Genomic DNA, 19936 nt, shown 5'->3' on the forward strand with positions numbered 1-19936 from the left:
ATGGCAATGGAACAACAAATTTTTAGAGACCTCCTCGAGCAAAATAAATTAAGCTGCAGTTTTGCTTTCAACGAAGTGAATCAGGCAAATGCAGCGCTAAAGCTTAATGCAAATACATCGTCTGTCGGCTTTATGTACCGACATGTAGCTGAGACCATGCTAATGTTTGGGTATTTTTTCGGAATGCCGAGTGATGTGGCGAACACGACGATGGGCCAACCAGATACTGGCCAAGGTGCTGATGTAGAAGGAACAAAAACCCTATTGGACAAAGGCTTTGCGATGCTTGAGCAATTGATTGAAAATACACCCGCCGGTGGATGGAATGAGTCGATAGATACGCCATTTTTTGGCACCGTTTCGAAGGCTAAATTATTCGCACACGTTCTGTATCACAATTCCTATCACGCAGGCCAAATTGGGTTGACGCTGAAGCGGGGGTAGTATCAGCACCGGTCATGTGTTGCATCCTCCTTGAATTGAAGGGGTTATTCAATGAATTACACCCAGACCTTCAAAACTTTTTACCTGATATGTAGAAGGTAAAAACCAATGGAAGCCAAACGTCTTCTTCTATTTCCAATACGCAAATAGCGGCCCATCAACACCATAAACAGGATCTGTATCTGGAATAGGAATTTGAGCTATTTCGTCACGAATGAAAGTGCGATCTGCATCTGTCAAACCAATCTTTAAGTTCCAATCTGCCCCATTTGGGTAGCCCCCAACAAATTGATAATCGAGGGAATTGTCAATCGAATGATGGCCAACACCAGCTGGTAAAATAATCACGTCCCCCGCTTCAACCTGTATAATTTTTCCATTTTTGCCGCCTAACATTAATTGAGCCTGACCACTTTTTAGTCCTAAAACCTCATGGGTATTGCTATGAAAATGGTCATACGGCAAAATGATATCTGTCCAGTTATTTGTCCACCCATTTTGGCTAAAACAAAGTTCAAAATCTTGCGCTCCGATGTAATAAAGCGCATTTTTGTAAATTAATACAGGTAGTTTATTATTAGGAATAAAACCGTCATTCTCGAAGTAATGAGGTATAATTTTAGTCTTCATTGTTTTTGGGATTGAATAAATTAATTTGTTTCTAACACCATAATCCAATCAAGTCCATAACCTTTTGAAGGTGGGGTAAAGGTTTGTATACCAGAATTCGAAATAATAAACCTGTTTGATTGCTCCCCATTCCTAGGATTTACCCAGTAATAGGCAGCTTTTTCACCGGGGATTACTCCCATTTTTAATCCGAATGATTTACCCGTGCTAGCATACACAAAGACATATTCTTTGCCCCTTGTCACTTGAATTCGTTCGCTAGGCGTTTCATTTGGCCCTATTAACAAGGATTGATCTGGAATTCGCTCTAACGCTGGTTTTGATTCCATTAGCTTTCGAACAAATTTCATTTGATTAGCTCCAGGTAAATCCAGTGCCGTTTTCCAGGAGAAGTGAGGTCCATTAATTCCCACACGTGTCGAATCATACATTTGCCAAACATCATGGCAGCCATACGTATGTCCAAAAGCCCCCGCGAACAAATCCAAATAGGCATATTTTCTAACATCATATGCACTTGATGTTCCCAGGTCATTCGCATTAAAACAAACCGGATGATCCTCATACAGGGGCTCTCCATCCATGATGGGTTTATATGGTAGTTTGTTATATAAGGATGAAATTTTAAGATAATGCTCCTGATCTCTGCAGTGCCCATTTTGAAACATATTAAAATCCAGCCATTCACTTTGGTGAAACCATTCAGCAGATCCTAATGCATTAGGTTGTGGGTGAAAGCTCATTAACGCGTGTTCATTTCCGCCTACTCCCTCCACCACACCTGTAGCTAATGAATTCCAGATATTAATTTGAGCCTCATTTTTAGGATTGCGATCTCCACCCATAATCCAAATGACATTTTTCTTTTTAGCATAGCGAGCACCTATCCACTTCCCATATGCATAGATATTTCCGGCTGAAAAAATTTCAGGACCCACGCCCCAACTTGCTTTATCAACTTTATCACCCCAGGTGGGCAAAAGGGCGATGGTTAAGCCATAACTGTGGGCGATATCAATTAGGCTATCTACATGAGCAAAATACTTTTCATTTGGCTGAGCAGGATTATCCTTTAATAATGGTAGATCTCCATTGGCATTTGGGGAATGAAGGCCATCTAACTCTGCCAAAGCCACGGCCTGTATGACCGTAAATCCTTGCTCACTTCTTTTTTGAAAATAGTAGGTTGCCTCTTTTGTTGACAATCGATGGAAAAGTTCCCATGCCGTATCCCCAAGCCAAAAAAATGGCTTTCCATCTCGCAAAATGAACCGATTATTTTCACTGACCTTAAACTGGCCATGTGTGTTTATGGAGATTGAAAATAAGGCAATTAGAACAAGTAAAAAACGGATCATACAAAGGGAGTTATTTTTTTATATACGCCAATAAATCCGCCATCGCCTGTACACTGATGTTGGCCTCTAAACCATTCGGCATAGCTGAAACGCGTAAGTCTTTTTTAGACTTTATGTTCGACTTGGAGATGTTTTGAACAGCACCTCCCATTAATTTAAGCGCGATGGTTTGATCGTTCTCCGAAGTGATGATTCCGTTCAGACGCGTGCCATTTTTTAATTCCACGTCCCACTGGCCATATTTGTCGGCAATGGAATTGTTGGGATTAATAATCTCCGTAATGATTGAAAGCGCGTTTCTACTCTTCAACGTATTTAAATTGGGGCCAAAATCTACCCCCTTCAGATTTTTAATCGCGTGGCACGAAGTACAATTTGCCTCAAAGACTTTTTGGCCCATCGCCACATCTCCAACCTTCTCCGCCGCTGGCAGGTAATTTTGTAAGATGGCTTTTCGGTCTTCCGATATAGCCAATACCGAGCGAGCCAATCTACGCACGCCGGTATCGTAGTAATTCATTAATTCCACGATTTGCGGCCATGCTAAATCAGCACGTTTGATATTGTTTTTCTTTACCTCTTGGAGCAAGGTGGTTACTAGATTTTCATGCGCAAGTAAATACGCAATCCAGGCCTTTTTTACCGGTTCCGATAACGAAGGATAATAGGTGTTTATCTTTTGTAAATCGGCCTTAGCTAAGGTATTCGGTAAGGACTCGATGGCTCCCAGTTGCAAGTGAACGGGGCTTTTCGAAGACAGGTATTGGATTAAATTAGATTGCGTTTTTGCATCTCCCCGCAAGGCCAATAGCGATAAGGCATCTCGCTGAAATTGGGCATCTTTTGATTGGCTAAATCGCTGCTCAATGCGTGCGAATTGGGTTGAGTTTTTAGGTAGTCCCAGTGTTTTAAAAAGTGAAAGAAGTGCGCTTCGAAGTTCAGGCTGGTTGGTCTGTAAGAAGGAGGCCAACAGCGCCTCTTTATGTTTTTCCTCTAGCGGGAAAGGCACGCCTGCTTCTTTGATGAGTGTCGCAACGCCATACCAAATAGCGGCTTGCCACCAGTCATTCGAAGGATTTTGGTCAATGGCTAAAGACAAGAAGGCAGGATCCCCCTTTTTAACCAAGGTTGCTGCGAGGTAGCTAAAAAATGTGGATTTACCTTTAGAGGCACTTATGCCTAAGGTCTGAATAGAGGATTTTAGCAAAGCCTCCTCCGTATCTTGTGAAGCGGCAATCGCGGCTATTCCCGCCCAAGGATCTTCAATATCTTTGGCTAAAATTTTAGCGCGCAATTGATCCGCATTAGGCAGTCGGAAGTAGCTCGACGAACAAAGCCATTGGAATCGAACACGCGCAGATGGGTCATCCGCTAAGCCAATGAGCTGTTTTTGTAAGTTGGCATTATTCGCAAAGCCCGGTTTCCCAATGAGCCGATCGGCCACCTGCAAAGCATTTTCGCGTATACCATCTGTGGAAGATCCCAAGGCATTCGCTAGGTCTTTAGCATCCACCATACCCCAGTCATGCAATAACCAAAGCGCCTGAACGGCACCTAAATTTTGATCTCTAGCAATAATTTTCTTTAGTTGGGGCGCGACTGATTTGTCTCCCCGCTGGAATAATAAGCGCTGCGCAGTCCGACGGTCCCATCCGTTTTCATGCGTCAGTAGCTCAGCCAAATCTTCCGAAGATTTAGTAGACAACTTCACGGATTTCATCCAATCCATCGCCTTCGATCCCTTTTTCGTGATGCGGTAAATTCGGCCTTTCGTCGAGCCATTGTATAGGGCGCCACTTTTGTTTACCTCTTCCGACATCCATTCCGGATGCTCTACTAATTGGCGGTAATAATCCACCACATACATAGCGCCGTCTGGACCAACATAAAAATTCACGGGTCTAAACCAGGGGTCTTTTGATGCTAAAAACTCCTTTTTCTCTACTAAGCGCTTCCCCTTAAAAGTGGCTCCATGGGATTCAATGATATCCGCATGAACCAAATTGTGAACGGGCTCTCCCACGAACGTCACCTGATTATACTCCTTGCCAAAAGCCCCACCATCATACCACGTGATTCCACAACTGGAGGTCACCACCCCCACATCGGTTAATAATTGATGATTCGGATTTTCGGAAATGGGATAGATTTCACAAGCATTTCCATGGTCTGGAATTTTTTCCATCGCCTCTGCAATGACTAGGTTTTTGTTCGCATTGACATAGCGTGCATCAATAACCTCATGGAACAAATGATTCGCGTTATCGGTGTAAAACCGTCGGCCCCAAGGATCCGTCGTGTGCCCATATTGCGTTTCACCTGAGAGCGATTCGATCTGATAGGAATCGGGTTTGAAGCGAACATTACGACCGTTCCCATTTTTAGGTAAAAATGCGGCATTGGGTTTATTCGGGAACGTAATTTCTTTGCCCTTATCCCCAAAAATATCCTCATACGTAAAGGAGTTGATAGCACCCGAATGCCCCAAGTAGATCCAGTTATCTATCCCGAATTTCGGGGTATTCATGTTGTGCTGGGGATTTGATAAAGAAAACCCGGTCAGGACGACCTCTCTTTTATCTGCCTTTTGATCGCCATCTGTATCCTCAAAATAGAGGATATTTGGGGAGTCAGCCACAAGGATTCCTTTTTTCCAGCGCATAACCCCCATGGGAAGCGTAAGACCGTCGGCAAATACGATGCTTTTATCTGGATATCCATCGTCATTGGTATCAATAAGTTTTCGTATTTGTCCCTTTTTGCTGAGGTCTAGGGGATAGCCAGGCATCTCGGCAACGTACCAATTGCCATCTTCGTCGATTTCCATGGCCACGGGATCTTCCACTAAAGGCTCCGATGCAACAAGCTCCACTTCAAATCCGTCCAAGACCTGAATGGATTGCAAGGCTTTTTGTAATTCAGGAGTTGTGGCGAGATTGGGTCGCTGTTTTTCTTGGCAGCCTAACAGGAGTAAGCTTATGCCCAGCATTAATTTTTTCATGGGGGGAATTTTACCTGTTGAAAATTAATAAATTTCTAATGATTTGACAAAGAGGCATTTAGTCTCTAGAACAATAATTCCATGAAATTTTGGGTAATCCATTTATTTTATTTTGATTTGATTTTTAGTGCAGCTATAAATCCTGTGTAGGATTTTTCTCCCTAAACAGACAGTACCTTAAAACCTTACCTATGAAAACTTCAACCTCGATTAAAAGACGTGATTTCCTGACTAAATCGAGCCTTGCCATTGGCTCTTTTTTCATCGTTCCCCGACATGTTTTGGGAGGAACGCGTCCAGACGGATCTGCTTATATAGCGCCTAGTGACCTCATTAATTTAGGATTTATTGGAACTGGAAAACAAGCAAGAGGATTGTCCAATTCATTTTTGAATACGGGAGAGGTTCGCATTGCGGCCATATCTGAGGTGTATCAAGCAAAGGCCAATCAGTTTTTAGATCGGGTAAAAGACATTTATTCCAAATCATCTACACTGGGTAGTTATTCAGAAATACCTCAATACCAAGACTTTACAGAGTTATTGGCATTGAAAAATATTGACGGAGTTGTGATTGCTAGCCCGGATCACTGGCATGCTGCCATGGCGGTGCGCGCTGCTGCTGCCGGTAAAGATATTTATTGCGAAAAACCACTTTCATTGACCGTAAAAGAGGGTCGTGCGATGGTGGATGCGACGCGAAAATATAATCGCGTTTTTCAAACGGGATCCATGCAACGCTCTTGGCCCGAGTTTAGACAAACGGCCGAGTTAATTCGTAATGGGTATATTGGGGAAGTGAAGTCCATCAAAGTGAATGTGGGCCCTCCTCCCATTGCGTATGATTTAACGGCGGAAGCATTGCCAACTGGCCTAGACTTTGACAAATGGCTCGGGCCGAATGACGCGGTACCGTTTAATGCTGAATTAGCTCCGCCGATTTCAAAAGATGTGTTCCCTAATTGGCGGAAATACAAGGAATTTGGTGGCGGAGGCATGACGGATTGGGGTGCTCACATGTTTGATATTGTGCAATGGGCACTCGATATGGACGGAAGTGGCCCAGTTCAAGTGGATGCGCCAAAAACCAATGGAAACGAATTTTTGACCTATACGTACGCGAATGGAATTAAGATGACGCATCAGCCTTGGGAGTGGAATAACGCGATCGAGTTTGTGGGTACGGAGGGTACGCTACGTGTACAAAGAAAGAAATTGGAAACATCCAATGCAGCCTTGAAGGATCGTGTGATCGGGCCAAATGAAAAGCACGTGTACGAAAGCACGAATCACTACAAGGACTTTTTAGCTGCAATGCGAAATCGTACGCGTCCTATTTGTGATGTGGAGATTGGTCACCGCACAGCCTCTGTGTGTAACATCGGAAACATTGCCTACGCAGTGAATAAATCATTGACCTGGAATCCGAAATCTGAAAAGTTCAATGATGCTGATGCAAACGTATTGCTGGGCCGAAAATTGAATAAAACGTGGGGGATTAAGTTATAAATTCAAGCGCTTCTTTTCTTTGACAGCATAGTCAACTGCCCTCGCTGTCAATGCCATATACGTTAAAGATGGATTCTGTGTCGATGTCGATGTCATGCAGGATCCATCTGTGACGAATACATTTTTGCAATGATGCAGCTGATTAAACGCATTTAGCATCGAGGTCTTCGGATCGCGACCCATGCGGACTCCGCCCATTTCGTGGTTTTCATTTCCTGGTAAGCGCCGCGTGTCGATGGTCTGAATGTTATGAAAGCCAGCGGCGGTGTACATCTCCGTGAATTGTTGGTGAAAATCCTTCAGCATCTTCTCGTCATTTTCATCATATCCGATCGAAACGCGAAGCTGTGGAATGCCATATTTGTCTTTCAGCTGATTATCCAAGCGAACGGTTGAATGAGCTTTTGGAATCGTCTCCCCCATCATACCCACATTGATATGCCAGTTGCCGAGCTTTTGGTTTAACAAGGCATGCTTTAAGGATTCGCCTACATGCTCTTTGGCATTTTCAATGACCCGGTTGGCGGTGAGATTACTCGCATAGCCACGCAAGAAATCGGTTTCTTGTTTATAGACATTTCTGAATCGCGGGATATATCCGGACGTTGGCCTTTTGCCACCGGTTGTTTTATCCAAATCCCCATCGTATTCCGCTGTGATTCGACCGCGGTAACTATGGAAAGCCATGTGCGTTCCAAGTATTCCTGAGTCATTTCCAAGTCCATTGGGGAAGCGAGATGAAATTGAATTTAGTAGGATTAGATTCGTTGCCAAAGGCGAGGCATTCACAAAAATGATCGAGGCATAATATTCCTCCATGTCATGTGTCAGCGCGTTGATAACACGCACGCCCGTTGCCTTATTTTTCTTCTCGTCGTAGATAATCGAATGTACGACCGAGTGTGGTTTCAAGGTCAAATTCCCTGTCTGATATGCCGCAGGTAAGGTAGCCGAATTGCTACTGAAATAGCCGCCATACGGGCAACCGCGTTCACAGAGTGTCCGACTTTGGCATTGGCTTCTGCCTACTGAATGATGTATTTTATCGGCCTGACTTAAGTTGGCCGTACGCGCACTAATCACATGTCGGTCTGGATATTGACTTTTGACGACTTCCCCAAAATGCTTTTCCACGCAGTTCAACTCAAAAGGCTTCAAAAACTCTCCATCCGGCAAAGTTTCTAAGCCATCCTTGTTCCCTGATATCCCCGCAAATTTTTCTACATAACTATACCAATGCGCCAGGTCATTGTAGCGAATGGGCCAGTCGACCGCAAAGCCATCGCGTTCCGGACCTGTGAAATCAAAATCACTCCAGCGCTGCGTGTGTCTTCCCCATAAAAGCGATCGCCCGCCTACGTGATAGGCTTGAATCCAGTCGTAGGGCTTGTCTTGGATGTAGGGCTGTTCGCCGTCTTTGGTTAAAAAATGGGATGTAGCTTCGGTAAAAATGAAATTCTTGCTGGCGGTTTTATATTCTTTTTTGAGGTCTATGGGTACTTGACCTCGGTGGGGGGAATCCCACGGATTATGCATCATGGTCGGGTAATCCGTTACGTGTTTGACATCCCGACCGCGATCTAAGAGTAAGGTTTTTAGGCCTTTTTCGGTGAGTTCTTTGGCGGACCAACCGCCACTGATTCCGGATCCGATGACGATGGCGTCAAATGTATTTTTATCTTTTTGACCCATGAGTTAAATCCAATAAGCGTTGAAGTTATTAGCGAAATGTGGAAAGGCAATTTCGGGTTCCGCAATTTCCATATGCCAAAGCTTCTCCCATTCAAAACTATAGTAGCCCGAATATCCACCCGATTTTAATGCATGTAGTGCTTCTTTAACCGGGGCGTTTCCTTCACCCAGTAGCGTATAGGTTTCGCCTTTTTCGGTTAATTGTGCATCCTTGATATGTGTGTGGAAAATGTATTTTTTCAATTGTTTATACATGTCGGCGGGCGCCTCTTTCGTCACCGACCACATATTAAAGAAGTCCCAAACAAGGCCAACGTTCATATGATTTGCCTCTTGCATGATATGCAAAAGCATGTCGCTTTTGATGACTTTTCCGTGTGATTCCAGCAACACTTTGACCCCACTTGATTTCGCATAATCGCCTAATTCAACTAAGCTTGAAATGATGGCGCCGATAGTTGCTTTTTCGTCTTGATCTTTGGGAAGGTCGTTCGGAAAAACACGTATAAAAGGGCAGTTTAATTGTTGGGCCAAATCAATGTATTTCTTTGCATCGTCCAGATTGCTTTGTCGCTTTTTCGGATCCAGAAAATGCATATTGGCCGATGAGCCTAGGTTCACAATTTTAAGATTTTTATCCTCCGCCTCCCGTCTTGTAGCCGCCAAGTTTGACGCTGAAAAGATTGGATTTTTGGGAAGGTCTAAGTCGCCTTTGATCCCCCTGATTTCAATACCGCTGTAGCCATTTGCGGAGGCGCGTTGTAGAGCTTTTGAGAATGTCCAAGCTGGACAACCGAGTGTGGAAAAGGACAAAAGGGGTTTAACTGGAGCTGCGAAATCCAAGGCGGATAGGCCTAAGAGTCCTGAGCTTTGCTTCAAAAATTCCCTACGGTTCGTCATAAATACTCGAATTTAAATGGAAAGCCAATGTAATGTATTCAATGCAAATTGCTTCCAATCGTAGTCTGCAACTTGCATGCCGGCTGAAAATTTGACGGACTTCATCATCACATACATCGCCGTAAATCCATTGCAATCGCCTAGGGCAACTACTTTTCCTTTGCCAAATTTCCCCGCCAAACCCTGCGAATTTGCCGTTCCGGAGGGTGCACTGCCACTGTACTTTTTAATGGTGGCCGATGGCGAAAGCTTGAAAAGGTTGGTATAGCCTGCACCCGTTAATCCGCCACCGCCATAGCCCATGATATTGTTTATTTGTTCGCCCGTTTTCTCGCCTTGCGTAATGGGATGATCTGTGTTTAAAAGTCCGTTGCTTCGGGTAAATTTAAGTAGCGTTTCTTTGTTGGGAATCGTAAATTTGGTCTCATAGTTGAGCGAATCGGATACAATCCCAATCGATAATTGAATCCCGAATGTATTGAACAGAGGAGTCACCGATTTATCAATGGGCGCATGTTCGTCGAACATTATAAGCGATCCTCCTTCAGAAACCCAATCATGTAATGCCGTTAATTCGTCTGGGGTAAAGGTAATCTCATCCGTGACTTGACTTTTTGAGCCAAACTTAAAGGGCATGGCAGGAAAGATGACGAGCATTTTATAGGGAGCTAAATAGGCTTTGGTAAATTTCATCGAATCGACACGCACTTGATATCCGTCGGCAGTAGCGACATCCATCAATGGTTTTGCCAAACCCATGTCCACGATGAAATTGTAATGCCCTTTGTCGAACAAAACTTTTGGACCCTTGCCTTGAGTATATTTTGGATGCGCGACATTTGCATCGAATGGGCTATCGTTTAACATTTGGCCTTGCGCGGCGAGCGTCACCAGTAGGCAAAAGGCCAAAAGTTTAGATTTCATAGTTTAGGTTTTATTCGATTGTGAAGTAAATTAGAAGAAATTATAATAATTTACCAATTGTCTGATTTGCAAAAGTCATTCATATTTCAAAAAGCCAAGTTGCAGGTATCTAATTTAAATTCTTATCAATATCCATATACCAATGAAGTCTTTATTTTTATCCATTTTAATTCTTCTTTTTACTAGTCAAATTTACGCTCAGGATTCGAGTCAAATTTTTCGAATGGCTAAAATTAAAGTGGATCCCAAGCAGCTCGATTTGTATAAATCCCTGTTAAATGAGCAGATGCTTACGGCGATTAAATTGGAGCCAGGGGTTTTGTCCTATACGGTAGTTGCCGACAAGAAAGATGCGTCAAGCATAACGATATTCGAAGTATATGCGAATCAAGAAGCCTATCAATCCCACATTCTTACCGCCCATTTCAAGAAATACAAAGAGGCTGTGAAGGATATGGTGCTGTCATTGGAATTGATTGATGTTGACCTAATTATAAAGACAAAAAAGGAAAACATGTACCAGATCTAGATAGGTTTAAGGTATTTTAAAAAACGTTAAGCAATTTATTAGATGTCTGTAGTTAATAATCACGATGAGCGTTTTGCTAAGATGAGCTTCGCAACGGTTTATCCATTATACCTCGCCAAAGTCGAGCGTAAGGGTCGGACCGAAGTCGAATTGCTCCAAGTAATTGAATGGCTCACGGGATTTAATGAGAAAGATGTAGGCGAGCTAATTGCATCGAATGCGAACTTTGAAAGCTTTTTTCATAAAGCAACATTGAACCCCAATGCTTCGCTCATCACGGGCCTCATTTGTGGTTACCGCGTGGAAGATATTGAAAATCCACTGACCCAACAGGTTCGCTATTTAGACAAAATTGTGGACGAGTTAGCCAAAGGCAAATCCTTGGATAAAATCTTACGTAAATCAGCATGAAAATCGAATCATATAAAGAATCCTTCGCGTTAGACACACCCGATCCGCAGCTTTCGACTATTCTAAAAAGCCTTTGGTATGATGCGAAAGGTGATTGGAAAAGAGCACATGATTTAGTGGATCAATCACCAGGCTTAGATGCAGCCTGGGTGCATGCCTATTTGCATCGCAAGGAAGGGGATATTTGGAATGCGGATTACTGGTATACGCGTGCGAAGAAAACGCGGCCTTCGTGTTCCTTGGAGGAGGAATGGGCGAATTTGGTGACACATTTTCTGCATGTTTAAGCTACGGCGTGCTTTAGTTAATTACCAAGCGTTGATTTTACCATCCATCCAAGCGGACCGGTCGGTGACAAATTGTTTAAGTTTTTGGATCGAAACGTCATGATTGATCAATATGCCTTTGTCCCAAATGGCATAATTTCGTGTCGCGGCGCCAGATTTTTTAAGGGTTTGTCCGGCTTCGTCTATGATGGCATGCATGGAAGCTGTGGCTAATTCAGACTTGCGCAAGGATTGCCATCTAACTTTTACTGCATTTCTAAAGAGTGGATCAGCTAATAAGCGATCCCACCAAAACGGAACCATCCAGGCATCATTAGTCACAATGCGGTTGTAATTAGCCACCCAATCATTCATGGGAATTCGCCCACCATCTTCAAACCCTTGATTTAAATCCCAAACCGGACCCATAGCTAAACGCCCGTCGCGGTCTTTCTCCAGAAATGTACTGATGCGGTAAGCGTCTACATTTCTGCATAACTCACTAATGATGAAATAATCGACAAAGGAAGGTAATGCTATAAAATTGGTATAGGTTCGTGTATTTCCTGAAAGGTCGTCTGCTAACAGTGCCCGTTCAAATTGGTCTATATATTTAGCGATGTATTCCTTTTGTGCTTTTGTAATCTCCTCGGCTTTCGGGTAATCATAGGTGAAATAGGTTTCTACATATTTTTGTGGATGATAGGGTGCCAAAAACGGCGGAAACGAGATTTCCTTAGCGAAGATGTCAAATTTACTTCTGAAGCTATTGAACTCATTATATGTGGCATCATCGTTCCAGTTGTTCATGAAGTAGCTATCGGGCTTGCCATCATGTTCTGGACCAGCATCTGCTTTGTCTATTTTTAAAATATAGCCACCGCTCAGGTTTGTGGATGTGGCATTTAAGGATTTAATATTTACCCGGTTATTATCCCGTTTAACTTTTTCACAGAAGTAATAGACGCCTTGATAAACGCCATTGACTTCGATTTCAACGAGCTGGCCACGACTCGCATACTTACCTATTTTACGGGAGAACTCATACCCTACATAGTTGTGAATTAGGCTTTTGTCAATTTGATATTTGTCCTTAAAATTGACAATATGACCAATCAATCGCCAATCTTCTTCTGCAGGCATACCTAAAAAAGCCACATCCACGCCATCGCCCGTGGGCGTAATCGTTTCGAAATTATATGCTTTTTTATCGGAGAGTCGGAAGCTTGTTTTACCCCGGTATGAAATGGAAATACGTTGTTCTTGTGCGAGCTTTTTTTGTTTATAAATTTTCAGTTGGCCCACCACATCTGACCCATATTTCACTTCTTTCCCTTCCGTGGTAATGACGAGGTAGGGGACCTCGCTTTCGCCAACTTCAACCGCGAATTGCTGGCCATCATCTCCTTTTGGAACAACAACTGGAATTTCAGTAGGTTTTTCACACGAAATGAAAATGACCAGGGAGAGAAAAAGTAGGCGTTTTAGCATGATGCGTTTACGTGCAAGTAAGGATGAAATTTGGGCAAAGGTAAGGACTAATTTTCAAATATGTTTGGCGGCCTGAGTGCTACGAAAAGCCATGATTCGTTTAGTTATCGGACGAACTTCAACATAGAATTGACAACTTTCCCCGGTACTTCTTCCATGGGAACATGGCCCACATTTTGGTAGATTTCTGCCTGGCTTCCTGATATATCGTGCAAGAAGTTGTCCACATTGTTTACGCCAATTAGGTTATCCTTGTCGCCCCACAAGATTAACGTAGGGGTTTTGATATCCTTAATTTTGGGAACATTGGAATCCAAGAAACGTTTCGAACTTCCCGTAAACGAACCTTTGAAAATTTGTAAAGCAGCCTCTCGGTTTCCTTCCCGAATGGCTATATCATGAAAACGTTCCACCTGCGCATCTGTCACACGTGCGGGGTCGTAATAAACGGTTTCTAAACTCTTGCGTACCAGAAATTTGGGGGTTGCGTAAAGCAATAAATTATTGATTACCGGCGTGGAGGCAATTTTGAAACCTAATGATCCGCTTTCGCCTTTTTTAGGATACCCGGCTGCATCGATCAAGATCATTTTGGCAAGACCTTGTGGATTGTGCAATGCATAATTCCAAGAAATGGCGCCGCCCATGGAATTACCTGCCAGGATAAAGCGCTTGATTTTTAATCGAGTGGTGAATGAGTCGATGAACTTGTTGTAATACGTAAAGTTATAGGCATTTTCAGGGGATGGACCCGTTAATCCAAAGCCCGGTAAATCCAAACTGATTACTCTTCGCTCAGCCTTTAATCCCATGGCGACACTATCCCAGGTATTTAACGAGGACGACATGCCATGCAATAAAATCAAGGGCACGGAATCTGTTTGAACACCTTCGTCGCGGTAATGAACATTCATCCCTAAGATGGGCATGAACTTGGAATCCTGATTGGCATACAAAGGAATTAACTCGTCCACCGGCCGATCTCTTTCGCAAATGATGATTAAGACAAGGAATAAAAAAGCGAATATGCCGCCGATGATTTTACTAGCTAATTTCATGAGGGTACGTTTTGGATGGCCAAAAATACGGGATTTAAATTCTATTGAGATAGGTGGGATATTAAATTATTCCATGCAAAGTTTACTTTTTCGAATGTTAAGTCATTATAGCTTGGCCAACATTACTTAACCGATAGACCATTTCTATTTTATCAAAAAAATACATTAACTTGTGCCTTTGTTGAATTTAACCTACTTTATCCATGAAAATGAAATCATTTGTAGTGATATGTGTCCTGATGGCCGTATCCTTATTCTCTTTTGGACCGTCAAATCAAACGATTCAATCTGAAAAACCTTTTGGCGGTTTAGCCTTGTACACCGTTCGCGATGCGATGAAAGATGCGCGTGCAACCTTAGAAAAAGTAGCTCAAGCAGGTTATGTAAACGTTGAATCAGCGGGTTATAACAATGGCAAATTTTATAATTTATCTCCAGCTGATTTTAAATCATTGTTGGCCGAAATGAAATTAACACCGATTTCTGCCCATCAAGGATCAGCTAATTTTGAAAACATCGATCAGCAAATTGCCGATTTAAAAACTGCTGGATTCAAATACTTTGTAATTCCCGTTCCTCCGATGGGATTATTTGGGTTTGACAATGTGAACAAACGGATGACCATGAAAGGCGGCGCGAAGAATTTGGCCGAAATCCTAGACAAATTAGGCGAGAAATGTGCTGCGGCTGGTTTGCAGTTGTTGTATCACAATCACGATTTTGAGTTTGTAAAGGATGCTGAGGGTATTGTTACCATCGATTACCTTTTGGAGCATTGCAATCCTAAGTATGTCAACTTCCAAATGGATCTATACTGGGTGACTAAAGCGGGTGCAGATCCAGTGGCGTATTTTAATCGCTACCCAGGTCGTTTTAAGATTTGGCATGTGAAAGATATGGATGATCAAGGTCGGTTTGCTCCAGTTGGGAACGGAAAGATTGATTTCAAACGTATTTTAGCCAACAAAAAATTGTCGGGCATGGAGTATTATTTCGTGGAGCAAGATGCGTGTTTCAACGAGACGGCATTAGAAGCGATCGTGATTAGCCATAAAGGATTGGAGAAAATCGGATTTAAATAATCTTCTAGTATTTTTACCGCCTAATGGAAAATGATAACACAGTTCAGTTTAGGTCATTGTGCCCTGTAGCAACCGGATTGGATGTTTTTGGGGATAAATGGACCTTGTTGATTTTGAGAGACATGTTGTTTCTTCATAAATCTACGTTTAATGAATTCAAGGCAGCTCCTGAGTTGATGCCCAGCAAAATGCTTTCAAATCGGCTAAAAAAACTAGAATCACTTGGATTTTTGAGCAGAAAAAAGGGAGAGATAAATAAGAAGAATGTGCATTACCTTTTGGAAGAAAAAGGGATGGAAACATTTCCAATTATGGTTGAAATCGCTCTTTTTACGACCGATTTTTATTATGATCACTTAGGTGAAACGTATACAGGGGTGGTCAAAACGAGAATGAAAAATGACAAGTTCAATTATATTAACGAGATGATCGAAAAATATAAGTCATTTAAAGAATCAATCATTATTTAGAAAATCGTATTGTTATTTTGCAGAGCCCCCGGTACTATACTGGGGGCTTTTGTCATTTTATCAAAGGCGTTCCTTAGGCTAATTCACGAACTTCACATTCAAACCCACATACCAAGTCCGACCGTCAGCCGGTAAAATTCCGGGGCCCGGATAACCGCCCGACCTTCTAGTAAAATAGCGAGCATCTGTTATGTTGTTCACCCCAAATTTCAATTGAGCATATTTTTTAAACTTGTAAGATCCAGAGATATCTTGAACTTGGTAGCCCGGGATTAGTCCCGTGGTGGCTGCTGCATTGGGGGTTTTGGTGTTGCTCGCATCTGCGAAGGCTTGGCTGATGTCGCTGATTTGCCAACTGACCGATAGGCCTTTTTTGGAATAGGTTATTCCGTACCGATTAATCTTATCGGGGGCATTCTCTACCTGTTTGCCGGCTAGATTTCCTTCCACAATTTTGCCACTAACGACGGAAGTAGTTTTGAAGTCTAAGTAACGCGCACGAATGGCTGCTACCGATGCAAAGATGGAAATGTTTCCCAAACGCTGGTGTTTTAACCAGGCAGTTGTAGGACTAAATTCAATGTACGCTTCCGCCCCTTTTGAAACCGAATGCCCCAGATTCGTCCGGTATTGGTAAATTTTTCCTTCGCTATTTGTTTGCGAAATAGTCCCTACGCGATTGGCATAATCCAAATAAAAATAGTCTAAATCAAAGGTCAAATAATTGCTTATTTCCCCGCGGTAACCTAGGTCAAAATTGAAACCTTTCGCGTCTGATAAATTAGGATCAATGATATCCGTTGTTGCCGGAGGCAATAAATCAGAGGACAAAACAGGGCGATAGGCTTGCGCAATATTACTGTACAATTTTGTGTTAGGACTAAGCTTATATTCGGCACCAGCGCCCAGTAAAACAAAGGATCTTCCTCGGCGGCTAGGAACAGTAGCTATCGGTACGCCAGCAGCACTTAACCCGGACTGACCAGCCATGTGCGTATCTATCTGTTCCAAGCGGGCACCCAGCGTGATGAGTAGGGGATCCGTAGGACGTAATATGGTTTCAGCGAAAGCGGCATAATTGATGTTTTGGAAACTCAAATCACGTGCGTACAAGCCCTGAACGGTAAAATTCATATCATTTCCAGCACTGCCTACCCCCACCTGCTTGCGCGTCATGTCGCCATGAAAATACCGAAGTCCCGTTGCGACGGTATTTTTCCAAGTGCCTAGATTATAATTAAGTAAGTAGCGCAATTCTATACCATTGGTTTGGTATAAATCTCGGTCCACTTGGCGACTTCCCAACGGATCTATTTCGGTGATAGCGCGCGTAAATCCAATGGAATTGCGCTCCGCTGTCGTGCCAAAATACTTGACGCTAAGCTTTGATTCCGTATCGATGATATAGTCCGCCGTAAGTGCATAGATAAACCATGGATTGCTAAACCAGTTTCTAGCCCGCAAACTTTGTTGGGCATTTTGGGCAAAAGCCACATCAGTTAACCCGCCGGCTTGTTGGCTTTCTGTTTGCATGTAGGTCAACTGCCCACCTACTTTTAGTTTGTTCGATATCGCATAGGAAACTTCAGCGTGCGAGTGGTCGGTATTGAAATAAGCGTTTTGGCGCCATCCATTTCCACGTCTTTTTTGGTAATACGTCGTGTAGGAGAGTCGGCCTGACGTACCACCCACATAATTAAATGAACTAAACAATCCATTATTACCCGTTGTGTTTTGACTTTCTACGACCAGCTTGGTAGATAAATCAGGTTTACGTAAAACGAAATTCATCAGTCCCCCAAACTGCGGGCCATATTGCAAGGAGCTCGCACCACGAATAATTTCGATACGATCAACGACCTCCATGGGTGGCGTATAATAGGCTTCTGGATAGCCCATGGGGTCAGGCGTGATGTCATAACCGTCCATGCGCACATTGAATTCCCAGGAGCGATTGGGAGAAAGCCCTCGAGAAGCCACGCCTAATTGAATGCCGGATCCATCGCTTTCCCAAACCGAGATTCCAGGAGTTCGAGAGAAAATTTGACGCGAGTTATTCATCGCTAAATTCGCTTGAAGGTTATCGAGTACGATAACTTCATTTTTCTTCCCAGCCGTGATGGTGTATTCGTTCACCTGTGGCAAAAATGTATTGCCTTTTACACCAGCTTGTGCGGAGACAGAGACCCCTTGTAGTTCGGTCACATCGCTTAAGTTGAAATTTACTTCACGCTGCTCTGCACCCAGGATGGTGACTTCTTTTGTACTTGGTGTATAGCCCACAAAGCTAACCTTGACCGTATAGGATCCGGGTTTCAGGCCTTTCAGGACATAATTCCCTTTAAGATTGCTTTCTACTCCCCGAACGGTACCCACTAAAACAACCGTTGCACCAGGAAGCGCCTCATTTGATTCCGAGGAAATTAACCCTGAAATCGACCCCAATTGCCCATTGGAAGAGAAAGAAACTAGCAATACAAAGGCAAATAGCGCTTTTTTCACTCAAAATTTATTTAGACTAATTTTAAATAGAGCACAAATGTAGGGAGGCCTTTCGAGATGTGCAACTCTATTTAGAATTATTTTAAATAAGAATTTTTAACTCCACGTACAAGGAAAGCCGTACTTTTGAGGACCCGACGAATTAATTCATGAAGAAGCTTTTATTTTTAGTATTTGGCATCATGCCTAGCGTATACGCGCAAGACGTGACCTTAACCCAGTTGACGCAAAACACGTTTATGCATACCTCCTATTTACAAACGAACGATTTCGGACATGTTCCTTGTAATGGCTTGGTCGTACGCAATGGTCAAGAAGCGCTTGTTTTCGATACGCCCACAGATGATCAAAGTGCCCAAAAATTGATTCGCCTAGTTCAGGATTCCTTGCATTGCAAAATCGTCGCTGTGATTCCTACCCACTTTCACAATGACTGTTTGGGTGGGCTGTTGGCATTTCACACGGCAGGTATCCCCTCGATTGCGCATGAAAAAACAATTGAATTGACCAAAGAAAACCAACTAATCGAACCGCAGCAAGGATTTAAGGGGTCAACGACCTTGAGGGTTGGGTCAAAGGAAGTACTCGTTAAGTTCTTTGGGGAAGGTCATACCCGCGACAATGTGGTTGCCTATTTTCCAAGCGAACAGGTTTTGTTTGGCGGATGTTTAATCAAAGAATTGAATGCCACAAAAGGTTACTTGGGGGATGCGAATGTGCAAGCCTGGTCCGCAACTGTGAACCAAGTAAAAGCTAATTTCCAGCAAGTGAAACATGTTGTACCCGGACATGGCGCAGCCGGAGATTCCCGGCTGTTAGACTACACGCAAAAGCTATTTGAAAAATAGGTTCAGCTTTCCGGCATGCTTCATTCAGCCAGATAAAGCGAATCTAAGATGTGTGCAAGATCTCTGTCTTTTTGGGTTACCGAATTCCCAGCATCATGCGTTTGTAACACCACGTGTAATCGATTGTAGGTATTTGTCCACGTGGGATGGTGATCTAGTTCGGAGATTTTGATGGCGGCTTGCTGCATAAACAACATGGCTGCTTCAAAGGTCTCAAACTTGAATGTCTTTTCTAGGCTATTCGCCGATTCTGTCCAGTTGCTCATACGTTTTTATAAAGGGAAACGGTGTATCCGCTATTTTGTTTTACATGCAATTCATGTATCCCATAAACAAAACGGTTTCTTCTTAGTTAAGGCCTTGAAAAACCTACACATGTTCTTATGAAAAGAAACGAGTTTTTAACCACATTAACAGGAAGCTTTTCGGTTGCTTGCCTTGCCTGCATGACGAGCGCTTGTTCCAAAGAGGATAATGGCGCACCTGGTGCCGTCAATAACCCAGCCCCAGCGTCCGGGTTTTTAATTAACCTGGATTCTGAAATAAAAGCGGTCAACGATTTTGTTGCGCGGAGCGGATACATTGTTATTCGTACAGCAACTGGGAATACCCCAGCGAGCTTTTCGGCATTTTCATCCGTATGCCCTCACGCGGGTGCAACCGTTGAATACAAAAATAGCACGTCGTCCTTTTTATGTGCCGCGCATGGCTCCACATTTAGTGGAACGGGCGCCCTAATTCAGGGACCTGCTACGCGTGGATTGACCAAATTTGATGTCGAAATAACAGGATCAACCCTTCGGTTAAAAAATCAATAACATT

General features: G+C 43.2%; 19 protein-coding genes. 9 read left to right on the forward strand and 10 right to left on the reverse strand.

All coding sequences use genetic code 11. From position 1 onward, the window contains the following. Positions 1-6: 6 nt before the first annotated feature. A complete protein-coding gene (locus tag U0R10_RS07555; protein ID WP_377983353.1) occupies positions 7-444 on the forward strand; it encodes a DinB family protein in 438 nt (145 codons plus the stop codon). Positions 445-573: 129 nt separating this feature from the next. Here the strand turns inward: U0R10_RS07555 and U0R10_RS07560 are convergent, their stop codons facing one another. The 3 genes from U0R10_RS07560 to U0R10_RS07570 are packed head-to-tail and all read right to left on the reverse strand — an operon-like array spanning position 574 to position 5433. Beyond that, complete coding sequence (locus U0R10_RS07560; protein ID WP_377983354.1) at positions 574-1074, reverse strand: cupin; 501 nt, start codon at positions 1072-1074, stop codon at positions 574-576. 20 nt (positions 1075-1094) lie between these two features. Next, positions 1095-2432, reverse strand: a complete 1338-nt coding sequence (locus U0R10_RS07565) for a glycoside hydrolase family 140 protein (RefSeq protein WP_377983355.1) — start codon at positions 2430-2432, stop codon at positions 1095-1097. 10 nt (positions 2433-2442) lie between these two features. Continuing rightward, positions 2443-5433, reverse strand: coding sequence for a PVC-type heme-binding CxxCH protein (locus U0R10_RS07570; RefSeq protein ID WP_377983356.1), 2991 nt, complete (start codon positions 5431-5433; stop codon positions 2443-2445). Positions 5434-5624: 191 nt separating this feature from the next. On the opposite strand from U0R10_RS07570, the gene U0R10_RS07575 reads away from it, so the two are divergent. Beyond that, the gene (locus U0R10_RS07575; RefSeq protein ID WP_377983357.1) at positions 5625-6941 is read left to right on the forward strand and encodes a Gfo/Idh/MocA family protein; all 1317 of its coding nucleotides are present in this window, start codon (positions 5625-5627) and stop codon (positions 6939-6941) included. Here the strand turns inward: U0R10_RS07575 and U0R10_RS07580 are convergent. Genes U0R10_RS07580 through U0R10_RS07590 form a run of 3 tightly spaced genes read right to left on the reverse strand, consistent with a single transcriptional unit; the run spans position 6936 to position 10457 of the window. Beyond that, positions 6936-8633: a GMC oxidoreductase gene (locus U0R10_RS07580; RefSeq protein WP_377983358.1), complete on the reverse strand. Its 1698-nt coding sequence runs from the start codon at positions 8631-8633 to the stop codon at positions 6936-6938. The two genes, U0R10_RS07575 and U0R10_RS07580, sit on opposite strands and share 6 nt — an antisense overlap. A gap of 3 nt (positions 8634-8636) precedes the next feature. Then, positions 8637-9533: a sugar phosphate isomerase/epimerase family protein gene (locus U0R10_RS07585; RefSeq protein WP_377983359.1), complete on the reverse strand. Its 897-nt coding sequence runs from the start codon at positions 9531-9533 to the stop codon at positions 8637-8639. A gap of 12 nt (positions 9534-9545) precedes the next feature. Next, positions 9546-10457, reverse strand: coding sequence for a hypothetical protein (locus U0R10_RS07590; protein WP_377983360.1), 912 nt, complete (start codon positions 10455-10457; stop codon positions 9546-9548). A 223-nt stretch (positions 10458-10680) separates the two neighbouring features. Between U0R10_RS07590 and U0R10_RS07595 the strand changes: the two genes are divergently transcribed. From U0R10_RS07595 to U0R10_RS07605, 3 genes are read left to right on the forward strand one after another with little or no spacing between them, the layout of a single operon-like run. Further along, complete coding sequence (locus tag U0R10_RS07595; RefSeq protein WP_377983361.1) at positions 10681-10986, forward strand: putative quinol monooxygenase; 306 nt, start codon at positions 10681-10683, stop codon at positions 10984-10986. A gap of 42 nt (positions 10987-11028) precedes the next feature. Beyond that, positions 11029-11397, forward strand: coding sequence for a DUF2200 domain-containing protein (locus U0R10_RS07600; RefSeq protein ID WP_377983362.1), 369 nt, complete (start codon positions 11029-11031; stop codon positions 11395-11397). Further along, complete coding sequence (locus U0R10_RS07605) at positions 11394-11684, forward strand: hypothetical protein (RefSeq protein WP_377983363.1); 291 nt, start codon at positions 11394-11396, stop codon at positions 11682-11684. The genes U0R10_RS07600 and U0R10_RS07605 overlap by 4 nt, the downstream gene beginning before the upstream one ends. A 21-nt stretch (positions 11685-11705) precedes the next feature. Here U0R10_RS07605 and U0R10_RS07610 read toward each other — a convergent pair whose 3' ends face one another. Beyond that, on the reverse strand, positions 11706-13154 hold the full coding sequence (locus U0R10_RS07610; RefSeq protein ID WP_377983364.1) for a CotH kinase family protein: 1449 nt from the start codon (positions 13152-13154) through the stop codon (positions 11706-11708). A 104-nt stretch (positions 13155-13258) separates the two neighbouring features. Beyond that, complete coding sequence (locus U0R10_RS07615; protein WP_377983365.1) at positions 13259-14212, reverse strand: alpha/beta fold hydrolase; 954 nt, start codon at positions 14210-14212, stop codon at positions 13259-13261. A 209-nt stretch (positions 14213-14421) separates the two neighbouring features. Here U0R10_RS07615 and U0R10_RS07620 point away from each other — a divergent pair, with 209 nt between their 5' ends. Then, positions 14422-15294, forward strand: coding sequence for a sugar phosphate isomerase/epimerase family protein (locus U0R10_RS07620; protein ID WP_377983366.1), 873 nt, complete (start codon positions 14422-14424; stop codon positions 15292-15294). Positions 15295-15317: 23 nt separating this feature from the next. Beyond that, complete coding sequence (locus U0R10_RS07625) at positions 15318-15764, forward strand: winged helix-turn-helix transcriptional regulator (RefSeq protein WP_377983367.1); 447 nt, start codon at positions 15318-15320, stop codon at positions 15762-15764. A 78-nt stretch (positions 15765-15842) separates the two neighbouring features. Here the strand turns inward: U0R10_RS07625 and U0R10_RS07630 are convergent, their stop codons facing one another. Continuing rightward, the gene (locus U0R10_RS07630; RefSeq protein WP_377983368.1) at positions 15843-18266 is read right to left on the reverse strand and encodes a TonB-dependent receptor domain-containing protein; all 2424 of its coding nucleotides are present in this window, start codon (positions 18264-18266) and stop codon (positions 15843-15845) included. Between the two features lie 149 nt (positions 18267-18415). Between U0R10_RS07630 and bla the strand changes: the two genes are divergently transcribed. Beyond that, a complete protein-coding gene (bla, locus tag U0R10_RS07635) occupies positions 18416-19114 on the forward strand; it encodes a subclass B1 metallo-beta-lactamase (RefSeq protein WP_377983369.1) in 699 nt (232 codons plus the stop codon). A 20-nt stretch (positions 19115-19134) separates the two neighbouring features. Here the strand turns inward: bla and U0R10_RS07640 are convergent, their stop codons facing one another. Then, entirely contained in the window at positions 19135-19380 is a 246-nt protein-coding gene (locus U0R10_RS07640; protein WP_377983370.1) for a 4a-hydroxytetrahydrobiopterin dehydratase, read from the reverse strand. Positions 19381-19497: 117 nt separating this feature from the next. On the opposite strand from U0R10_RS07640, the gene U0R10_RS07645 reads away from it, so the two are divergent. Further along, positions 19498-19932 (forward strand): QcrA and Rieske domain-containing protein, encoded by a 435-nt coding sequence (locus tag U0R10_RS07645; RefSeq protein WP_377983371.1) that lies wholly within the window; start codon positions 19498-19500, stop codon positions 19930-19932. Positions 19933-19936: the final 4 nt, after the last annotated feature.

Source organism: Aquirufa avitistagni (assembly GCF_042715545.1).
In the GTDB taxonomy this organism is placed as follows: Bacteria; Bacteroidota; Bacteroidia; order Cytophagales; family Spirosomataceae; genus Aquirufa; species Aquirufa avitistagni.

What these genes read in the sequence shown, in the direction of transcription:
- U0R10_RS07555 (WP_377983353.1), top strand. Translation starts at nt 7, where the DNA reads ATGGAACAACAAATTTTTAGAGACCTCCTCGAGCAAAATAAATTAAGC.
- U0R10_RS07560 (WP_377983354.1), bottom strand. Translation starts at nt 1,074, where the DNA reads ATGAAGACTAAAATTATACCTCATTACTTCGAGAATGACGGTTTTATT.
- U0R10_RS07565 (WP_377983355.1), bottom strand. Translation starts at nt 2,432, where the DNA reads ATGATCCGTTTTTTACTTGTTCTAATTGCCTTATTTTCAATCTCCATA.
- U0R10_RS07570 (WP_377983356.1), bottom strand. Translation starts at nt 5,433, where the DNA reads ATGAAAAAATTAATGCTGGGCATAAGCTTACTCCTGTTAGGCTGCCAA.
- U0R10_RS07575 (WP_377983357.1), top strand. Translation starts at nt 5,625, where the DNA reads ATGAAAACTTCAACCTCGATTAAAAGACGTGATTTCCTGACTAAATCG.
- U0R10_RS07580 (WP_377983358.1), bottom strand. Translation starts at nt 8,633, where the DNA reads ATGGGTCAAAAAGATAAAAATACATTTGACGCCATCGTCATCGGATCC.
- U0R10_RS07585 (WP_377983359.1), bottom strand. Translation starts at nt 9,533, where the DNA reads ATGACGAACCGTAGGGAATTTTTGAAGCAAAGCTCAGGACTCTTAGGC.
- U0R10_RS07590 (WP_377983360.1), bottom strand. Translation starts at nt 10,457, where the DNA reads ATGAAATCTAAACTTTTGGCCTTTTGCCTACTGGTGACGCTCGCCGCG.
- U0R10_RS07595 (WP_377983361.1), top strand. Translation starts at nt 10,681, where the DNA reads ATGGCTAAAATTAAAGTGGATCCCAAGCAGCTCGATTTGTATAAATCC.
- U0R10_RS07600 (WP_377983362.1), top strand. Translation starts at nt 11,029, where the DNA reads ATGTCTGTAGTTAATAATCACGATGAGCGTTTTGCTAAGATGAGCTTC.
- U0R10_RS07605 (WP_377983363.1), top strand. Translation starts at nt 11,394, where the DNA reads ATGAAAATCGAATCATATAAAGAATCCTTCGCGTTAGACACACCCGAT.
- U0R10_RS07610 (WP_377983364.1), bottom strand. Translation starts at nt 13,154, where the DNA reads ATGCTAAAACGCCTACTTTTTCTCTCCCTGGTCATTTTCATTTCGTGT.
- U0R10_RS07615 (WP_377983365.1), bottom strand. Translation starts at nt 14,212, where the DNA reads ATGAAATTAGCTAGTAAAATCATCGGCGGCATATTCGCTTTTTTATTC.
- U0R10_RS07620 (WP_377983366.1), top strand. Translation starts at nt 14,422, where the DNA reads ATGAAATCATTTGTAGTGATATGTGTCCTGATGGCCGTATCCTTATTC.
- U0R10_RS07625 (WP_377983367.1), top strand. Translation starts at nt 15,318, where the DNA reads ATGGAAAATGATAACACAGTTCAGTTTAGGTCATTGTGCCCTGTAGCA.
- bla (WP_377983369.1), top strand. Translation starts at nt 18,416, where the DNA reads ATGAAGAAGCTTTTATTTTTAGTATTTGGCATCATGCCTAGCGTATAC.
- U0R10_RS07640 (WP_377983370.1), bottom strand. Translation starts at nt 19,380, where the DNA reads ATGAGCAACTGGACAGAATCGGCGAATAGCCTAGAAAAGACATTCAAG.
- U0R10_RS07645 (WP_377983371.1), top strand. Translation starts at nt 19,498, where the DNA reads ATGAAAAGAAACGAGTTTTTAACCACATTAACAGGAAGCTTTTCGGTT.